We start from the raw sequence: 17374 nt of genomic DNA, 5'->3' as shown, positions 1-17374 counted from the left end.
GTACTGTCGAGTAAAGGCAGAAACGGGAAAGTTCACAAACATTGCAATCATGCGCTACCGGCGGAGATGCTTTCACGGCGCCTCAATGCCCGGCACGCCGGCGCGGATGCGCTGCGAGAAATCCGCCGCCTGGTCGGCCGCTCGGGCGCGCTCGTTGATGCACCCCGCGCGACGCAGTTCGGCGACGCTGTGGCCGGGCGCGAGGCCACCCACCTGGTGCAGGTACTCGGGCAGATAGCCCGACAGCAGCAGGCGGTAGTCGAACGGCAGTCCGCCGACGATGCGCCGCGCCATCTCGAAGACGATCGTCGTGCAGTTTCCGGTCGCGGTGTGATACCAGCGCGGCCGGCGGCGCAGCGCATCGGCCTCGGCGAGATAAGCCAGGAACAGCGAGCGCATCGCCGGCGCCGGCATGTGCAGGCGGTAGAGATAGACGTCCTCGCCGCGCACGTTGCTGCGCAGGCGCACGATGTCGCGCTCGTCGGCGGCGACCAGGATCGCCTCGAACTGCTTGAAGAAGCCGCCGAGCGCCGAATAGGCCTCGCCGCGCTCCTTGCGGATCTCGATCGAGAACGCGAGATAGCGGCCATCGTCGAAGCCGAACGAAACCAGGGTGTGCGCGATCGCCGGCCCCATCCAGTGCGACAGCAGCACATCGACCGAACGCAGGCCGCTCAGGGCGTAGCGCCGCGTTTCCCAGCGCGCGTCGTAGTCGCCGAGGCTGCGCCAGCCGAAGTTGCGCACCTGGGCGAGGGTCACCGTGTCGCCGTCGATCTCGCCGTGCAGCTGCTCGGCGACCTCGTCCGCCCAGCGGCGCACGTTCGACGGCCGGATGCCGTGCCACCACAGCGCGAGCAGCAGCTGCGCAGCGGCGAAGGCCGCCGCCGCGAGCGCGACCTGCCCGCGCCACAGCAGCACGAACAAGCACAGGACCAGGCCGGACCACAGGGCGGCGCCGGCGCCGCGCAGCGTGCGCCCGCCGGGCAGGCGGAGCCAGAGCGCAAGCGTCCACCAGGCCGACAGCAACAGCGCCGGCACGGCGACAAGGAGAACGGAAAGCCAGGACATCGGCGCATTCTGTCACGGCCGGCGCGCGCGACCGGCGCGCGGCGTTTCGGGCGCCGCGCTTTTCGTGCGTGCGGCAGATGCGGCAGGCGCCACCGCGCCGCAATCACGCACTTGCCCGCATATTCGCGGCGCGGTGGCACCTGCGCGCGGCGCCGCTGCACACGCCGCCGGCGCCGGCGCGCGCAGCCGCGCATGCGATAATCCGCGGCGCGCCCTGCCAGCTTTCATCAAGACGATGACGTCCACCCCGTTCAGCGAGCACACGCCGCTGATGCAGCAGTATTTCGGCATCAAGTCGCAGCACCCGGACACGCTGGTGCTGTTCCGCATGGGCGACTTCTACGAGCTGTTCTACGACGACGCGCGCAAGGCGCACCAGCTGCTCAACATCACGCTGACGCAGCGCGGCGAATCGGCCGGGCGGCCGGTGGTCATGGCCGGCGTGCCGCATCATTCGCTGGAGCAGTACCTCGCGCGCCTGATCAAGGCCGGCGAATCGGTGGTGATCGCCGAGCAGGTCGGCGAAGTCGGTGTCGAGAAGGGCCCGGTCCGGCGCGAGGTCACGCGCATCGTCACGCCCGGCACCGCGACCGACGACGCCCTGCTCGACGCGCGCGCGCAGACGCTGCTCGCCGCGGTCGCTTCCGTCGACCAGCAGTACGGACTCGCCTGGCTCGAATTGTCGTCCGGTCGCTTCTCGGTGCTGCAGACCGCCTCGCTCGGCGAGCTGCACGCCGAGCTGTACCGGCTGCAGGCCAGCGAACTGCTGGCGCCGGACGGCTTCGGCGGCCAGTACGACGCCTTCAAGCCGCGCAGCCGTCCGCTCTGGCATTTCGACAGCGCCTCGGCCTATCGCCTGCTGACCGAGCAGTTCGGCACGCAGGACCTGCGCGGCTTCGGCGCCGAAGGGCTGGACGCGGCGATCGCCGCCGCCGGCGCGCTGCTGCAGTACGTGCAGGAAACGCAGAAGTCGCGGCTGCCGCATCTGCGCGGGCTGCGCGTCGAGACGCCGGGCGACGCGCTGATCCTCGACGCCGCGACGCGCCGCAACCTCGAAATTGACCGCGCGCTGTCCGGCCAGCACGAGTACACGCTGCTGCGCGTCGTCGACAGCTGCGTCACCGCCATGGGCGCACGCGCGCTGCAGCGCTGGCTGACACGGCCGCTGCGCAGCCACGTGCAGCTCAATGCCCGCTACGACGCGGTCGCCAGCCTCGGCGATGCGCGCCCGCTCGGCAGCGGCGACGAACGCCTGCGCGCCGCGCTCAAGGACATCACCGACGTCGAACGCATCCTCGCGCGCGTCGCGCTGCGCTCGGCGCGGCCGCGCGATCTCGCCGGCCTGTGCGGCAGCCTTGCCGCGCTGCCCGCGGTGCGCGAAGCGCTGGGCGGCGTCGAGTCGCCGCTGGTGCTCGAACTGGGCGCTCGCCTCGGCGAGCACGCCGCGCTGTGCGCGCATCTGCAGACGGCGCTCGCCGACGAGCTGCCGCTGCTGGCGCGCGAAGGCGGCGTGTTCCGCGCCGGCTTCGACGCCGCGCTCGACGCACTGCGCAATCTTTCGCAGAACGCCGACGGTTTCCTCGTCGACCTGGAGACGCGCGAACGCGCGCGCACCGGCATCGACACGCTCAAGGTCGGCTACAACCGCGTGCACGGCTACTACATCGAGGTCGGCAAGACGCACGCCGCCCGGATCCCGGCCGACTACACGCGGCGCCAGACGCTGACCAACTACGAGCGCTACATCACCGACGAGCTGAAGAAGTTCGAGGATCAGGTGCTGTCGGCGCGCGACCGTGCGCTGGCGCGCGAGAAGGAACTCTACGAAGCGCTGCTCGACCACGTCGCCGCCGCCTTGCCGGAACTGCAGCAGATGGCGCAGGCGCTCGCCGAGCTCGACGTGCTCGCCTGCTTCGCGGAGCGTGCGCGCGCGCTGCGCTGGTGCCGGCCGCAGCTGGTCGAGCAACCGTGCATCGCGATCCGCGCCGGCCGCCATCCGGTCGTCGAGCAGACGCTGCGCACGCCGTTCGTGCCCAACGATCTCGATCTGTCCGACGCGCGCCGCCTGCTCGTCATCACCGGCCCCAACATGGGCGGCAAGTCGACTTACATGCGCCAGACGGCGCTGATCGTGCTGCTCGCGCATGCTGGCGCCTTCGTGCCGGCCGATCAGGCGACGCTCGGCCCCATCGACCGCATCTTCACGCGCATCGGCGCCGGCGACGACATCGCCTCCGGCCAGTCGACCTTCATGGTCGAAATGAGCGAGACCGCCAACATCCTGCACAACGCGACGCGCCAGTCGCTGGTGCTGATGGACGAGATCGGTCGCGGCACCTCGACCTACGACGGCCTGTCGCTGGCCCGCGCGGTCGCCGAATTCCTGGCCAGCGACGTCGGCGCGTTCACGCTGTTCGCGACGCACTACTTCGAGCTGACCGCGCTCGAGGGCACCCTGCCCGCCATCGCCAACGTGCATCTCGACGCCGCCGAATACGCCGACGCGCAGGGCGAGCGGCTGGTCTTCCTGCACAACGTCAAGGACGGCCCGGCGAGCCGCTCCTTCGGCCTGCAGGTCGCGGCGCTGGCCGGCGTGCCGCAGCCGGTGATCCGCGCTGCGCGCGCGCATCTGCAGGCGCTCGAGAACCGGCCGCAATCCGCACCGCCCGCCGCGCCGGCGCCGGCGCCGACGCGCGGCGACGCGCCGCAGCTGTCGCTGTTCGCACCGGCGGTGCCGTCGGCGGCGATGCAGATGCTCGATGCGCTGGAGCCGGACGAGCTGTCGCCGCGCGCCGCGCTCGACGCGCTGTACCAGCTGAAGAAGACGCGCCGGCGCGAGCTCTAGTTCAGCCCGCCTCGACACAGCGCACGTAGTCCTCGAGCCGGCGCCCGGCCTGATCCGGAAACTGCACGCCGTCGGCGGCGGCGCTGACGATGCGATCGACGCGGAAGCTGCGGAAATCGCCGCGCAGCGCGCACCACGCACCGAGCGACCAGACCTCGCCCCAGAAGTAGAGCCCGAGCGGCCAGACCTGGCGCTCGCTGGCGCGGCCCTGCACATCGCGGTAGTCGAGTCGCAGCACCTGACGGCCGGCGATCGCGTGGCGCAGCGTGTCGATCAGGATGCCGACGTCACGCACCGCGAACGACGGCGCGAACAGCCGCGTGCGCTCCAGCTCGATGCGCTGCGGGTCCGGCAGCGCCGCGGCGAGCTTGGCCCAGGCCGAACCGGCGCCGCGCTTCAGCTCGGGACTGCCCCAAGCCTGCAGCATGCGCAGGCCGCCGGCCAGCGATTCGATCTCCTCGCGCGTGAACATCAGCGGCGGCAGATCGAAATGCGGCGCCAGCCGGTAGCCGACGCCGGCCTCGCCTTCGACCGGCACGCCGCTGGTGACCAGATCGCGCACGTCGCGATAGATCGTGCGCTCGGAGACCTGCAGCCAGGCCGCCAGCTGCGCGGCCGTCGTCAGGCGGCGGCCGCGCAGGTACTGGACGATGCGGAACAGGCGATCGGCGCGACGCATGCGGTGCCTGCGCGTGACGGCGGCGCGCTCAGCGCACCTGACGCGGATCGAAAGCCGGATTCTCGATCACGCTGAAGCGGTTGCCGGACGGATCGAGCACGCTGGCGACCTTGATGCCGCCGCCGACGTCCTTGGCCGGCTCGTACGGCTGCGCGCCGAGTGCGATCAGCCGCTCCAGTTCGGCGTCGATGTCGGCGACGCCCCAGAACGCCTGCACGCCGGTCGTCGACGGCAGGTCGTCCGGAATCAGCCCGAGTTCGAAACCGCCGACCGCATAGCCGACGTAGTAGGCCTCGTCGTAGTACGGCGCGACGCCGAGCGCCTGCGTGTAGAAAGTCTTGGCCGCGGCGAGGTCGGCGGCCGGATAAATCGCGGTACGCATGCCGAGAATCATGAGCTGCTCCGTGGAATCAGGGGAGCGGCAGTATCGGCCGGGCCTGCTGACACCATGGCGTCAGCAGACCCGTCGCGTACTCAGCTGCGTGCCCGCTCGGCCGGAATGAACTGCTCGACGACCGCCTTGTCGAGCAGCTTCGGCGGCAACAGGCCCTGGCCGAGCAGGAAGTCGTGGAAGCGCTGGCGGTCGAACTTGTCGCCGAGCGCGAGCTCGGCCTTGGCGCGTATGCCCATGATCGCCTGATAGCCGACGAAGTACGCGGTCGCCTGGCCCGGCGAGCGGAACACGTAGCGGTCGGTCTCCGACTGCGCCATGCCCGGCGACAGCACGACTTCGCGCTGCAGGAAGGCATTGACCTCGTCCGGCGTGATGCGGCCGAGATTGACCATCGGATCGAGGAAAGCGCGCGCGGCGCGCATCAGGCGCAGCTGCAGGCCGATCAGCTGGCCGTCGAGCGGGAACGTCGGTTTCATCTCGGCCTCGGCATACAGCGCCCAGCCCTCGGCGTTGACGCTGTTGAACGCGAACACCGCACGCGCGGTCGACACGCCCTTCTCGATCATCGCCGCGAACTGCAGCTCGTGGCCCGGCCGCGCCTCGTGCGCGGTCAGCGTCCAGGCGCCCGCCTTGTAGGTGAAGTCGTCGGTCTTCAGATCGGCGCGGCCGGCCCGGCCCGGCACGTTCAGCGGCAGCACGAACTCGCCGTACTCGCCGGTGTTGCCGATCAGGCGCGGCGGGCTCATGAACGGCGCCGGCACCTGCGCCGATTCGGCCTCGCTGGCGAGGCGGATCTTGGCCTCGCGCTGCGGCAGGCTGACGACGTGCTCGCGGCGGATGCTGTCCTCGATCGCCTTGAGCGTGTCGCGATACAGGGGCAGGATCGCCTCGCCGCTGACCTGATCCTTCTTCAGCTCGCGGATGACGTCGCGGTAATCGCTCGACGCAAAACCCTTTTCCCTGGCGACCAGCGGCGCCAGCGTGCGCATCTCGTTCTGGATCTCGACGAAAGCCAGCTGCGCGCGGCGGATCAGTTCGTCCGGCGCCAGATCGGTGACGCCGACCTGCTTGAGATTGTCGGCGTAGAGCGCCGGCGGCAGGCGGTGATCGTCGCGGGCGCGCGGCAGGATCTGCTGCTGCACCCACTCGTTGTAATCCGACAGCTGCTGGCGCAGCGCCGCCAGCGGCGCCTCGTAACCGTGCAGGCCCGACTGCGCGAACAGCTCGCCGATGCCGTCGACGTAGCGCGGCGCATCGGCGAGATCCTGCTCGACCTCGCCGCGATACGGGCCGATCAGGCCCTTGCTGGCGAAACGCTCCTCGCTGCGCGCCCGGGCCAGCTCGACCAGCGGCGTCGCGCCGTCGAAACCGGCGTAACGGCGCAGGCGCACCAGCGCGGCGGCCTGGCGTTCCTTCGGCACACGCGGATCGAGCAGCGCCTTGATGCCGCTGAAGCTCATGCTCGACACGCTGTAGTACGGCAGCATCAGATCGTGGCGCAGCGTCTCGGACGCCATGCCATCGCGCGCCGAATCGATCAGGATGTCGAGATCCTGCAGAACCGCGGCGTCGCGGGTCTTCGCCTTGATCGCCTCAAGCTCGGCGATCGCCTTCCGGGTGGCCGCCGTGCTGCGCTCGTAGAGTTTCGGTCGCAGATCGACGATCTGCTCGTCGAAACCGTCGACACCGATCTCGCCGGCATTCTCCGGCGTGAACTCGGCGATGACCTTGAGCAGGACCTCGGCGTTGCGGTTGCTCTCATCGACCCAGGCCGGGACCGCCGCGCGGGCCAGACCGCAGGCGAGGAGCAGCGCCGCGGCGGCGGCATGATGCATTTTCATCGGACCTTCCCGGCAAGCGTGGCGGAAGCGCGATTATCGCCTCCGCCGCCCCGCCGCCAGCAAGCGGGAACTCCCTCAGCACGCCGCGCCGGCAATCGCTCAGTAGTCGGCGAGAATCCTGCGCGAAGCGGCGAGATCGGCGTCGGCCTTGGCTTCGATGTCGGCGAGCAGCAGCTTCTCGAGCTTGCCGCCGAGCAGCGGAATCGAGCAGCGGACGTCCCAGCTCAGGGTGTTGGCCGCCCCGCCCTTGCCGTGGCCGGCCAGCACCATGTCGGCGCCGACCTTGATCGGCAGGCCGCGCAGATCGACTTCGAGACGACCCGTCCTCTTGGCCAGATCCCAGCGGTCCTCCTGCACGATCGCGATGTCGCCGGACACGAACTTGCGGGCGAAGTCCGGCAGCGGGACGTCGGCGCCGGCCGTGTAGCGGACGCGGATCCGGAAGCGCTCGCCCGCGGCTTCGTGCTCCAGCACCTCGATGTCGCGAAAGCCGAGCAGCTCGTACTTGCGCTCGAAATAGCGGCGGTCGCCGAACATGCGGATCACCGTTTCCGGCGGCTTGTCGAAAGTCTGTTTCTGTTCGTGCTTCATGCGTCCCTGCGCAGCGGTTGCCAAGAAAAAGGCCGCCGGATCGCTCCGGCGGCCCCATCGACGTCGTGTCGACGTCTTACTTCGTCGTCATCTTCTGCACCGACGCCGCGGTGAAGTAGTCCGGCTTGAAGTTGACGGTCGCGTCGATCGGCTTGTCCTCGTTCCAGGCCGCCGTGATGAAGTAACGGCCGGCGGTGAAGTGATAGATCACTTCCGGCACCGTCGTCGCGGCCTGCAGGTTCGGCGCACTGATGATGTGGCCTTCCTGGAACTGGTAGAGCTGGTCGCGGTTGTCGTAATCGTCGACCATCGCGATGGTCCAGCTGTCCTCGTCGACGTAGAAGCGACGCGTCTTGAAGGTGTGGCTGGTGCCCGCGCGCAGGTTCGCTTCGACGACCCAGACGCGATGCAGCTCGTAACGCGGCAGATCCTGGTTCAGGTGCTTCGGACGCGCGAGGTCCTTGTACTTGACCTTGTTGCCGGCGATCTTGTTGGAGTCGTACGGGATGTAGAACTCCTTCTTGCCGACGATCTTCCACGTGTAGCGTTCGAGCACGCCGTTGAACATGTCGACCTGGTCGTAGAACTGGTGACCGTCGGTGCCCTCGTACGGGTTGTCGCAGCAGACCGTCGGCGCGCGACGGATGCGCTTCAGGCCCGGCGAGTACAGCCACGCGGCGCGGCCGTCGGCGCCGGTGCCGGTCTTGTCGTGCACCAGGATGAAGGTGCCGGCCAGGCGCGGCGGCGCGACCACGCGCGACAGGTACTCGAGGTATTCACCGTTGCCGGAGATGATCGGCTGCGGGTTCTTGATCGACGCGTACGGGAACTGCACGTCCTCGATGATCTTGGTCAGCTGATAATCGCCATTGTTCTGCACGATCATCTGGTTGTTGTAGCGGGTCACCGCCTCGCCGCGCCACTTCAGCTTGTGGTTCCAGATCGGCTCGGCGCCGGTCTTCGGCACCGGGAACGGGAAGCCCATCTTGCAGTTGTTGAGAACGTCGGTGCCCTGGATTTCGCAGGTCGTCGCGTTCTTGACGGTGGCGTCCTTGATCTCCTTCGGCCAGTCGACCAGACGGTGCGACGGGTACACGATCATCTTGTACGTGTCGTACGTCGACAGCAGCTTCTTGTGGCCTTCCGACAGTTTGTCGGCGTACTGGGCCATGTTGGCCTTGGTGATCGTGAACAGCGGCTTTTCCGCTTCGACCTTCGGGTTGTTCGGGAATTCCCCCGACAGCGCGCCGCGCTGCGGCTCCGGCTCCCAGGCCGGAATGCTGCCGTCCTTGTTGCCGGCCTTCTCGGCGCCGATCGGCGTCAGGTCCTTGCCGAGGGCATCGGCCTCCTGCTGACTGACCTTCGCGGCGGCCTGCCCGGCAAGCAGGCTCAGGCACAGCGCTCCGGTCAAGAGTGCGTACTGCTTCTTCATATCGCTCTCCTCTGGGGATGGAAACCGCTCTCGGCGGTCTTCGTTCTGCAAAAGACGACTACGGCGATGCTATCCAATCGCGAACCCGCCCACAATTGAACGGGCGGACACGTCTTCGTGTCAGTACGGCCTACGTACGACGCTCAAGCGTCTGCCGCTGCCAGCGCATGCGCATCGTGCAGTGCAGCAAGCAGCAGCTCGCGAGCGTCGAGCTCGCAGCGCAAGGTTGCCAGCATGATGAACACGCCGGCGAGACGCCGATGCAGGAACACGATCTCGCGCGGCGGCACGCGGAAGTGCACGGACAGCGCGTTGGTGGCGGCGATCTTGCCGGTACGCATCGGCAGATCGCTGTCGCCCCAGCGATAGGCGCCGTCGGCATTGCGCGCCTTGCGGTCGGTGCGCGGATCGTCGGCGGCCTCGAACGGTTCGACGATCGCCTCGCACATCGCCGCGAACGCATCGAGCGCCGGCTTGGGCATGCTGGCGTTCATCAGGCCGATCGCCGTCGCGCCGCGCAGCGTCTGCTCGCGATCGCGGCGCAGCGCGCCCTCGACGATGTCGCTGTAACTTTCGATGAAGCCGCGTCCGAAGATCCGCGTCGCACCGAAATCGAGCAGCACGATGCGGTCCTCCTCCGCCGTCTCGCCGACGCGGAAACGGTAGTTACCGAAGTGCGGATCCGACTGCACCATGCCCCAGCGAAAGAACTCGTTGAAGAACAGATCGAGGAACGCAAGGCCGAGCCGGTTGCGGCGCGCCTGCGACAGCGCCTGCACGCGCGGATCGCGCACATGGCTGTTCGGCTCGAAGCTCGTCGTCAGCACCTGGGCGGTGCTGTATTCATCGATCACCTGCGGCACGACATAGCGTGCATCGCCTTGCAGGCGATGCGCGAAGCTGCGCGTGAAATGCGCCTCGGCCGCGTAGTCGACTTCGCGGAACAGCATCTCGCGCACTTCGCTGAAGACCGGCGTCAGATCGAGTCCCTTGGGCGTCAGCCGGGTCATCAGCAGCAGCCGCGACAGCGTGCGAATGTCGCTCTCGATCGCATCGGCGACGCCGGGATACTGGATCTTCACGCACAGCTCGAGGCCATCCTTCTTGCGGCGCGCGCGATGCACCTGGCCGAGTGAGGCCGCCGCCATCGGTCGCGTGTCGATGTCCAGCTCACGCAGTCGCGCGCGGCCGAGGCTGCGCTCGAGCACCGGCGCAACGACGTTCCAGGCCACCGGCGGCGTATCGTCCTGCAGCTGCGCGAGCACCGTCACCGCTTCCTCGGGCAGGAAGTACTGGCCGTACAGCGACAGCATCTGTCCGGCCTTCATGACGCTGCCTTTGAGCTTGCCGAGTTCGTCGGCGAGAATCTGCGCCTGGCGTTCGTAGAAGTCGCGATTGGCGCTGTCGCGCGAGATTTCGCCGCGGAAGATGTTGGCGAGCGAGTGCGCGACGAGCTTGGCGCCGGCGCCGACGCCGAGGCGCGTCAGCGCGATGCCGCGCTCGATCGAGCCGGTCTTCAGAGCCGTGATGCTATCTTTGCCGCTGTCGTCGCGCGATGCCATGAACCGATCCGTAAACCCGACGTGAAGAGCCTGAACGATATCCTGTGGTCGCCGTTCCAGCGAGACGCCTTTGCCGCCGATCTGGAACGCTTCGTCGAAGCCCACGTCGCCAGCCGCGGCGGCCTGCGCGGCTTCGGCCTGAAGGCCGGGCTGGCGCTGCTCAAGGCCGCCAAGCCCGATTTGCTGGGCGGCGCGCTACGTCGCAATGCACCGCAGTTTATCGCCGCGCTGCAGCCGCTGTATGAACGCTTCCAGCAAAGCCGCGAGCCGGACTTCAGCGCCTTCCTGCAACAGCACGCCGCCGAAGCCGGCGCAGCCCTGCTCGCGGTCGCCGACGTGCGCATCGCCGCCAGCCAGAACGGCGCCCTGCGCAGCGCGTACCACAAGCTGCGCGGCAGCGCCGAAGCGGAGATCGACATCGCCGTGCCGGCGCTCGGCCGGCTGATCCGCGGCTATCTGTAGGAAAGCAGAAAACGCCGGGCGACCTGGCGGTGGCCCGGCAATCTGGGAGTGAACACCCGACCGGTGTTCGAAGGATTGGACGCGCGAAACGCGGAAAGGTTGCACGCGCGGCGCAGGAAAGTTCAGAAGCGCCCGTAGCGGGCGCGCACGCGGTCCGGCACGAACTCCGCATCGCGCATCGGCACGTTGAACTGCGCCGGCGCATCTTCGCCGAGCAGACGGTTGACGAAGTAGCGCCCGTCCTTGAGATCGTAGGTGACGACCGGCGCGCAGTTCGCCGCCTGCACGTCGTAGGCCGGCAGCAGATGCCCTTCCTGGAAGCGCCACAGGCGGCCGTCGTGATCCTGGTTCTCGACCAGCAGCACGTTCCAGCTGTCCTCGTCGACGTAGAAGACGCGCGTACCGAAGCTGTGCCGCTTGCCGCCGCGCTCGGTCGCCTCGATGACCCAGACGCGGTGCAGCTCGTAGCGCGCACCTTCGGGGTTCAGGAACCTCGGCGTCAGCAGGCGCGCATACGGGTAACGGCCGTCGCTCAGGCGGTAGCTGTTGTACGGCACGTACAGCTCGCGCTTGCCGGCGAGTTTCCAGACGTAGCGGTCGAAGGCGCCGTTGTACATGTCGACCATGTCGAGGAACATCATGCCGTCCGAGCCGGGGAACGGCTGGTCGTAGCCGACCGGCGGCACGCGGAACATCTTCGGCACGCCCGGCGGAATCACCCAGACGCCGCGCGGCTGCTTGAGCGCATTGGCCGACTCGTGCACCAGCGCGACGAAATCGACGTCATTGCGCGTCTTGCCGAACCAGGTCAAGTAGTAGAGCAGGATGTTGTCCTTCGCGAGGTCCAGCGGCGCGCGCACATTGCCGTAGCGGAACAGCACGCGCTCGGTCTGCTTGAGCAGCGTCGGCGCGCCACCCGGCCGCACGACGGCCTGGGTCGACTGCATCACCAGCGAGTCGCCGCGGTAGCGCGTGCGGTGGTTCCACATGATCTCGACGCCGGACGCCGGATGCGGAAACGGCACGCCGAGCCGCGCGCCGCCCAGTTCGTCCGAGCCCGTCAGCCTGGCGCGGCCGAGATTGGCGCGACTGGCGTCGGCGATCGCCTGCGGATAGGCGACGCTGCGGCGGCTCGCGTAGACCGGCATGCGGTAGTCCGGATACTTCGCGAACAGCGCCAGATGGCCGGCGCTGAGCCGTCCGCGGTATTGCGCCAGATTGGCCGCGGTGATCGTGAACAGCGGCTTGTCGTCCGGATACGGATCGGCCAGACGCTGGCCGCTGCGGAACGCGGCTGGCCATTGCGCACGCTGCAGACCGCCGCTCCAGGGCGGGATCGTGCCGTCGGCATTGCCGCCGGCGTCGGCGCCGATCGGCGTCTCCTGGCCGCTCTGCAAGGCCGCGCCTGCCGGCGCCGGCGTCTGGCCGATCGCCACCGCATCGCCGCTCAGGCGCCCGCTCAGCGCGACCGGCTCGCCGTCGCGCGCGCGGCGCTCGGCGGCGGCCTGCAGCGCCTGCTCGCGCGCCTTGCCGCTTTCGAGATAGCGGATCCACTCGCCGGCCGCCGCCCGTCCGTCCGGCAGGCGCTCGGCTTCGCGAAACGCCGCCAGCGCGGCGTCGACGTCGGCCTGCTGGTAGCGCGCGAAGCCGAGCGCCAGCCAGGTCTTGCCGCCGGCCTTGCCGAGGCGGGTCGCCTGTTCGAGCGCCTGCGCGGCCTGCGCGTACTCGTCGCGATCGAGGTGCAGCTGCGCGAGCTGCTGGTACAGCGCCGCGTCCGGCGCGCGCCGGACCAGCGCTTCGAGCGCCGGCAGGGCCAGGCTGCTCTCGCGCGCCGCGAGCCAGAACTGCGCGAGCAGCCGGCGCGTGTCGTCATTGTCGGGAACCTGCTTTCGCTCGATCAGCGACTGCAACAGAGAACCCGCCTCGAATGGCGCGCCGATCTGCGCGGTCAGCGTCGCCAGGCGCAGGCGCTCTTCGGCGTTCTGCAGGAAGCCGAGCCGGCTGGCGAGATCCATCGTCGCCGCGGCGCGCTCCCGGTTGCCGGCCTTCAACTGCAGCGCCGCCAGGCGCAGCCAATCCTCGCGCTGGCCGGGATCCTCGCGCAGCAGCTGTTCGAGCATCGGCAGCGCCTCGCGCTCGCGACCGACGCCGATGTACGCCGCAGCGAGCGCGCGACGCCAGCCGATGTCGGCACCGGCCTGGCCGGCACCCGCCTTCTGCAGCAGCGGCACGGCATCCTGGTAGCGCTTCTCGCCGACGTAGGCGGCGCCGAGCGCGGCCAGCACCTGCGGCGTCGCCTGCCCGGCGCGAACCTGCGCCTCGAGCTGCGGCAGCACCTTGCGGATATCGCCGCTCGACAGATACAGCTGCGCGAGATCGTTGCGCATCTGCACGGCGGCCGGCCCGGACAGCGCGTTCTGCGCGAGTGCCTGTTCGAGGTACTTCGCCGCCTTGCCGTAGTCGCGCCCCTGCGCGGCCTGCGCCGCCAGATCACGCAGCAGCAGCGCCTTCGCATACGGATCGGTGGTGATCTGCAACAGCTTCTGCGGATCCTCCGTCTTCTGCGGCGTCGTCGGCGTCGCGACGACGCGCTGCTCGCTGCGGTACTGGTCGGCGTGCGCGGCAGACGCCGACGCGCCCAGCCCCAGCGCGAGGCTGATGGACACGAAGCGCCGCATGCTCACTGCTTCCAGTTGTAGGCGCATTCTTCGGGCAGCATGTCGACGCGCTGCTTGACCTCGCGCGCGAGGTCGCTCGATTCGTAGATCCAGTTCGAGATGCTCTCGATCGCCGCCGCCTCGAACACGCCCTTGGGATCGGCATCGACCAGACGCACGTCGCGGACGCGGCCGTTCGGCATCACCGTGAACACCACCTCGACCCAGCCGCGGATCTTCTGCTTGCAGGCCCAGTCCGGCATCTGCGGTCGCGCCGTCGACAAAGGCACCAGCGGCTTGCCCTTGAAGCCCTGCCCGCTGCCGAAGCCGGCGCCGCCCGCGCCATTGCCGCCGCCACCGCCGCCGCGGCCGGCGAAACCCGCGAAGCCGGTCGTGCCGGTGATCGACAGGCCGCCGGCGCCGAGCGTCACCGGCACCGAGATCGGCCCGACGTCGAGCGGCGCGGCGGCCATCGCCGCCGCCGGCAGCGACGGCAGATCCGGACGCGCGAGCGATGGCGGCGCATCCGGTGGCGGCGCCGGCGCCTGGGCCAGTGCGGTCTCCGGCGGCTCGTCGCGCGTCGGCGGCGGCGCCACGACCTCGATCGGACCGCTCGCGCGCAGTGCCGCGCCCTCATGCGCCGGCGGCTGGATCAGCCGGTACATCGCCCAGAACAGCAGCAGCGCCGCGACGAGGCCGAGCAGCGGCGGCACGATCAGGCGCGACCAGCGGGCTTCGGCGATCGCGGCGCGGGCCGGCATGGCCGCTGCTCCTTACTTCGCAGCCGGCGTGGCGGCGATCGCCACGTTCTTGAAACCGGCGAGCCGCGCCTGGTCCATGGCTTCGACGACGAGGCCGGCGCGCGCGTCGCGATCGGCCTGCACGATCACCGCCGCGTTGGGATTCTCCTGGCGCCGCTTCTGCAGATGCGCGCGCAGCGCGCGGATGTCGACGCGCTGGCCGTCGCTCCAGACCTCGCCGTTCGGCGCGATCGCGACCAGCACGTTGCTGCGCTCCTGGCGTACCGCCGTGCTGGCGACCGGGCGCTCGATGTGAATGCCGGCTTCCGACACGAAGGTATTGGTGATGATGAAGAAGATCAGCAGGTTGAGCACGAAGTCCAGCATCGGCGCGAGATCGATGCCGGTTTCCTCGGGCGGGTGCGTGTGGCGGCGCGTGCGCATGCTCAGAGCACCAGCTCGTCACCGAAGCGTTCCGCCTCGCGCTGCACGCGGGTCTGGAAGCGATTCAGGAAATACATGCCGCTGACGCTGACGACGAGACCGGCCAGCGTCGCGATCATTGCGTGCGAGACGCCGTAGGCCATGGTTCGCGCGTCGGCCGAGCCGCTGATCATCATGCCGTCGAAGACTTCGAGCATGCCGGTGACCGTGCCGAGCAGGCCGAGCAGCGGCGCGATCGGCACCGTCACGCGCAGCAGCGGCAGCGGCGCGCTCATCGCCAGCTGTGCCTGCGACAGCAGCATCGCGCGAATCTGCCGCGCGCTCCACGAGCGTCGCTCGGCTCGCACCAGCCATTGCGCGCGCAACGCTTCGCGTTGCGCCGGATAGATGCGCCGGAAGTACCACCAGCGCTCGGCGATCAGCGTCCACATCAGCAGCGCGGTGACGAAGATCCACGGCAGCACCCAGCCGCCGGCCTCGATCAGCGCCGAAACCGAGCCGAACGGCGCGAGCAGCCACTCAAGTCGCATCGGCCGCTCCGCTCTCGATGTGCCGCGCGAGCAGGCCGGCGCTCTGCTCGTCGAGGATCTGCACGAGCACGCGCGAGCGCGCCGAGAGGATCGCGTTGACGAACAGCATCGGCACGGCGACGCCGAGGCCGAGCACGGTCGTGATCATCGCCTGCGAGATGCCGCCGGCCATCAGGCGCGGATCGCCGGCGCCCTGCTCCTGGATCACCTGGAAGGTGATGATCATGCCGGTGACCGTGCCGACGAGCCCCAGCAGCGGGCCGGCGGCGATGATCAGGCGCAGCAGCGGCTGAAAGCGTTCGAGGGCGGGAATCTCGCGCAGGATCGCCTCGGACAGGCGCAGCTCCAGGACCTCGGCGTCGCCGATGCCCTGGGCCGGATCGCCGCGGAACGCGGCGAGCACACGGCCGAGCGGATTGTCAGTGTGCGGCCGGCCGATGTCGCGCAGCTGCGCGCGCACCTGCGCGCCGACCCGCAGCAGATAGACGAGCTGGTAGAGCGCGAGCACCGCGCCAGCGACGCCGATCGCGATGATGACGTAGGCGATCGAACCGCCCTGATGGATACGCTCGGCGAGTCCCGGCCGCAGCGCTTCCTGAGCGAGCAGACTGCCGTGCGACGGATCGATCATCGCCGCCGCAAGACCGTCGCCCGTTGCGGCGAAGTCGCGCGCCAGCGCGCGCCAGTGCCGCGCCGGCTGACGCGTCAGCTCGGCAAGGACATTCGCCTGCGCGTCGAAGACCAGGTAGTGACCGTCGGCGAAGGCGCTGAAGCTGCCGATGCGCACGATTTCGCGCTCGGCGCGCTGGCCGTCCGGATCGACGACCGGCGCCGTGAAGCGGGCCACGCGGCCGCCCTCGACGAGCTCCTGCTGGAGGCCGTACCAGAAACGTTCAAGCTCGGCGACCGGCGGATAGCCGTCGCGGTCGGCAAGAGCATCGAGCGTGGCGAGACGATCCGGCGCCTGCGCGCTGATCGGCGATTCGACGACGACGGCGCGAAATGCCCCGGCCGCTTCCTTGACGGCGCCCTGCACCTGCACGTAGTCGCCGGCACGCGCCTGCAGCTGCGCCTTCAGCTCGGCGATTTCCTTCTGGTTGGCGGCGAAGCGCGCGCGCACCGCGTCGGCGCGCGCCTTGGCCGCCGCCAGCTCGGCCTCGGCCTTTTGCACCAGCGCGGCCTGGTCGTTCTTGTCGCGCAGGAAGCGCTGCTCGCGCTCCTGATTCAGACGCGCGTTCTGGCCGGCGGCATCCTGCACCTGCTTGAGCAAGGCATCGAGACCGTTCGCCGGCTCCGCCGCCGCGACCGGCGTGGCGCCGACCAGCAGCGCGCCCGCGACCATCAACACTTTGAGATGCTTCATGGCGCGCTCCGCGCCGCCGGCACCGGCAGTTGCAGCAGGTTCGCCGCCGTCAGCTCGCGCGCCATCTTCAAGCCTTCACGGATCGCCGCCGCCTCGCCGCGCGGCAAGGCGTCCCATTGCTTTGCGGCGGCGTTCCAGATGCGCGGGCGACTGCCGTCCGGCGCCAGCGCGTACAACGCGACACGCCCGACGCGCAGCATGTCGACGGTCTCCTGCCCGATCTCGACACGCTCGACGCCGAGTGCGCGGCCATAATCGATCTCGACCTGATAGGCCTCGAGAATGCGACGGAATTTCTCGCCGGCATTGACCTGCGGATCGCCGAGCGCCTGCTTCAGATTCGCCAGGCGCTCGCGGCGCTCGTCGCCGAGAAACGGCAGGTCCAGCGCCACGAACTGCGCAAGGCTGTCGGTCATGCGCAGCATCAAGGGCATCAGGTCTTCGCCGGCGCGATCGAGATCGGCGAGCTGCGTGCGCAGGCTCTGGATCTCGGTCACCTGTTGTGCGAGCAGTTCGTTGAGCTGCTGCGCGTAGACGTTCAGCTGCTGGGACTGCCAGGTCGCCGCGCGATAGCGCTCGAGCAGGGCGCGCGTCTGGTCGTCGAGCTGATCGACGCGCTGTTGCGAAGCGACCGCGGCGCGCTGCGTCTGCTGCGCCGCATCGAGCGCCTTGCCCAGGCTGTCGGACTGCGCGCCCGCCGGCAGCGCCCCGCCCAGCAATGCAACCAGCGCCAGCGCCTGCCGGGCCGCCTTCAGGCGATCCATCG

General features: G+C 69.4%; 15 protein-coding genes. 2 read left to right on the top strand and 13 right to left on the bottom strand.

The window, feature by feature from the left end:
- Positions 1 to 72 precede the first annotated feature (72 nt).
- The gene (locus tag H149_RS0112440; RefSeq protein WP_026353129.1) at positions 73 to 1068 is read right to left on the bottom strand and encodes an Lnb N-terminal periplasmic domain-containing protein; all 996 of its coding nucleotides are present in this window, start codon (positions 1066 to 1068) and stop codon (positions 73 to 75) included.
- Between the two features lie 235 nt (positions 1069 to 1303).
- On the opposite strand from H149_RS0112440, the gene mutS reads away from it, so the two are divergent.
- The gene (mutS, locus tag H149_RS0112435; protein ID WP_039748918.1) at positions 1304 to 3913 is read left to right on the top strand and encodes a DNA mismatch repair protein MutS; all 2610 of its coding nucleotides are present in this window, start codon (positions 1304 to 1306) and stop codon (positions 3911 to 3913) included.
- A gap of 1 nt (position 3914) precedes the next feature.
- Here the strand turns inward: mutS and H149_RS0112430 are convergent, their stop codons facing one another.
- The 6 genes from H149_RS0112430 to H149_RS0112405 all read right to left on the bottom strand — a co-directional run bounded on the left by H149_RS0112430 (position 3915) and on the right by H149_RS0112405 (position 10412).
- Positions 3915 to 4592: a helix-turn-helix transcriptional regulator gene (locus H149_RS0112430; protein WP_020650085.1), complete on the bottom strand. Its 678-nt coding sequence runs from the start codon at positions 4590 to 4592 to the stop codon at positions 3915 to 3917.
- 28 nt (positions 4593 to 4620) lie between these two features.
- Positions 4621 to 4974 (bottom strand): VOC family protein, encoded by a 354-nt coding sequence (locus tag H149_RS0112425; protein ID WP_211213595.1) that lies wholly within the window; start codon positions 4972 to 4974, stop codon positions 4621 to 4623.
- Between the two features lie 92 nt (positions 4975 to 5066).
- The gene (locus H149_RS0112420) at positions 5067 to 6827 is read right to left on the bottom strand and encodes a DUF885 domain-containing protein (RefSeq protein ID WP_020650083.1); all 1761 of its coding nucleotides are present in this window, start codon (positions 6825 to 6827) and stop codon (positions 5067 to 5069) included.
- A 99-nt stretch (positions 6828 to 6926) separates the two neighbouring features.
- Complete coding sequence (locus tag H149_RS0112415) at positions 6927 to 7418, bottom strand: DUF2505 domain-containing protein (protein WP_020650082.1); 492 nt, start codon at positions 7416 to 7418, stop codon at positions 6927 to 6929.
- 76 nt (positions 7419 to 7494) lie between these two features.
- Positions 7495 to 8850 (bottom strand): DUF1329 domain-containing protein, encoded by a 1356-nt coding sequence (locus H149_RS0112410; RefSeq protein WP_020650081.1) that lies wholly within the window; start codon positions 8848 to 8850, stop codon positions 7495 to 7497.
- A 143-nt stretch (positions 8851 to 8993) separates the two neighbouring features.
- Positions 8994 to 10412: an ABC1 kinase family protein gene (locus tag H149_RS0112405; RefSeq protein ID WP_020650080.1), complete on the bottom strand. Its 1419-nt coding sequence runs from the start codon at positions 10410 to 10412 to the stop codon at positions 8994 to 8996.
- A gap of 21 nt (positions 10413 to 10433) precedes the next feature.
- On the opposite strand from H149_RS0112405, the gene H149_RS0112400 reads away from it, so the two are divergent.
- Positions 10434 to 10874, top strand: coding sequence for a DUF6918 family protein (locus H149_RS0112400; RefSeq protein ID WP_020650079.1), 441 nt, complete (start codon positions 10434 to 10436; stop codon positions 10872 to 10874).
- Between the two features lie 122 nt (positions 10875 to 10996).
- Here the strand turns inward: H149_RS0112400 and H149_RS22235 are convergent, their stop codons facing one another.
- The 6 genes from H149_RS22235 to H149_RS0112370 are packed head-to-tail and all read right to left on the bottom strand — an operon-like array spanning position 10997 to position 17372.
- Entirely contained in the window at positions 10997 to 13540 is a 2544-nt protein-coding gene (locus tag H149_RS22235; RefSeq protein ID WP_245540514.1) for a DUF1329 domain-containing protein, read from the bottom strand.
- A 14-nt stretch (positions 13541 to 13554) separates the two neighbouring features.
- Positions 13555 to 14292 (bottom strand): energy transducer TonB, encoded by a 738-nt coding sequence (locus H149_RS0112390; protein ID WP_020650077.1) that lies wholly within the window; start codon positions 14290 to 14292, stop codon positions 13555 to 13557.
- Positions 14293 to 14304: 12 nt separating this feature from the next.
- Positions 14305 to 14715, bottom strand: a complete 411-nt coding sequence (locus H149_RS0112385; protein ID WP_020650076.1) for an ExbD/TolR family protein — start codon at positions 14713 to 14715, stop codon at positions 14305 to 14307.
- A 2-nt stretch (positions 14716 to 14717) separates the two neighbouring features.
- Positions 14718 to 15245 carry a MotA/TolQ/ExbB proton channel family protein gene (locus tag H149_RS0112380; protein ID WP_020650075.1) on the bottom strand — a complete coding sequence of 176 codons (528 nt, stop codon included), beginning with the start codon at positions 15243 to 15245 and terminating at the stop codon, positions 14718 to 14720.
- Positions 15235 to 16608, bottom strand: coding sequence for a MotA/TolQ/ExbB proton channel family protein (locus H149_RS0112375; protein WP_020650074.1), 1374 nt, complete (start codon positions 16606 to 16608; stop codon positions 15235 to 15237). The genes H149_RS0112380 and H149_RS0112375 overlap by 11 nt, the downstream gene beginning before the upstream one ends.
- Complete coding sequence (locus H149_RS0112370) at positions 16605 to 17372, bottom strand: DUF3450 domain-containing protein (RefSeq protein ID WP_020650073.1); 768 nt, start codon at positions 17370 to 17372, stop codon at positions 16605 to 16607. The genes H149_RS0112375 and H149_RS0112370 overlap by 4 nt, the downstream gene beginning before the upstream one ends.
- Positions 17373 to 17374: the final 2 nt, after the last annotated feature.

This window comes from Solimonas variicoloris DSM 15731, from assembly GCF_000382285.1.
Classification (GTDB): domain Bacteria; phylum Pseudomonadota; class Gammaproteobacteria; order Nevskiales; family Nevskiaceae; genus Solimonas; species Solimonas variicoloris.
The sequence above is the reverse complement of the archived record's forward strand: the minus strand, read 5'-3'. Positions and strand labels throughout refer to the sequence as shown.

Coding starts and splice junctions, on each gene's coding strand:
- H149_RS0112440 (WP_026353129.1), bottom strand. CDS start 1,068: ATGTCCTGGCTTTCCGTTCTCCTTGTCGCCGTGCCGGCGCTGTTGCTG.
- mutS (WP_039748918.1), top strand. CDS start 1,304: ATGACGTCCACCCCGTTCAGCGAGCACACGCCGCTGATGCAGCAGTAT.
- H149_RS0112430 (WP_020650085.1), bottom strand. CDS start 4,592: ATGCGTCGCGCCGATCGCCTGTTCCGCATCGTCCAGTACCTGCGCGGC.
- H149_RS0112425 (WP_211213595.1), bottom strand. CDS start 4,974: ATGCGTACCGCGATTTATCCGGCCGCCGACCTCGCCGCGGCCAAGACT.
- H149_RS0112420 (WP_020650083.1), bottom strand. CDS start 6,827: ATGAAAATGCATCATGCCGCCGCCGCGGCGCTGCTCCTCGCCTGCGGT.
- H149_RS0112415 (WP_020650082.1), bottom strand. CDS start 7,418: ATGAAGCACGAACAGAAACAGACTTTCGACAAGCCGCCGGAAACGGTG.
- H149_RS0112410 (WP_020650081.1), bottom strand. CDS start 8,850: ATGAAGAAGCAGTACGCACTCTTGACCGGAGCGCTGTGCCTGAGCCTG.
- H149_RS0112405 (WP_020650080.1), bottom strand. CDS start 10,412: ATGGCATCGCGCGACGACAGCGGCAAAGATAGCATCACGGCTCTGAAG.
- H149_RS0112390 (WP_020650077.1), bottom strand. CDS start 14,292: ATGCCGGCCCGCGCCGCGATCGCCGAAGCCCGCTGGTCGCGCCTGATC.
- H149_RS0112385 (WP_020650076.1), bottom strand. CDS start 14,715: ATGCGCACGCGCCGCCACACGCACCCGCCCGAGGAAACCGGCATCGAT.
- H149_RS0112380 (WP_020650075.1), bottom strand. CDS start 15,245: ATGCGACTTGAGTGGCTGCTCGCGCCGTTCGGCTCGGTTTCGGCGCTG.
- H149_RS0112375 (WP_020650074.1), bottom strand. CDS start 16,608: ATGAAGCATCTCAAAGTGTTGATGGTCGCGGGCGCGCTGCTGGTCGGC.
- H149_RS0112370 (WP_020650073.1), bottom strand. CDS start 17,372: ATGGATCGCCTGAAGGCGGCCCGGCAGGCGCTGGCGCTGGTTGCATTG.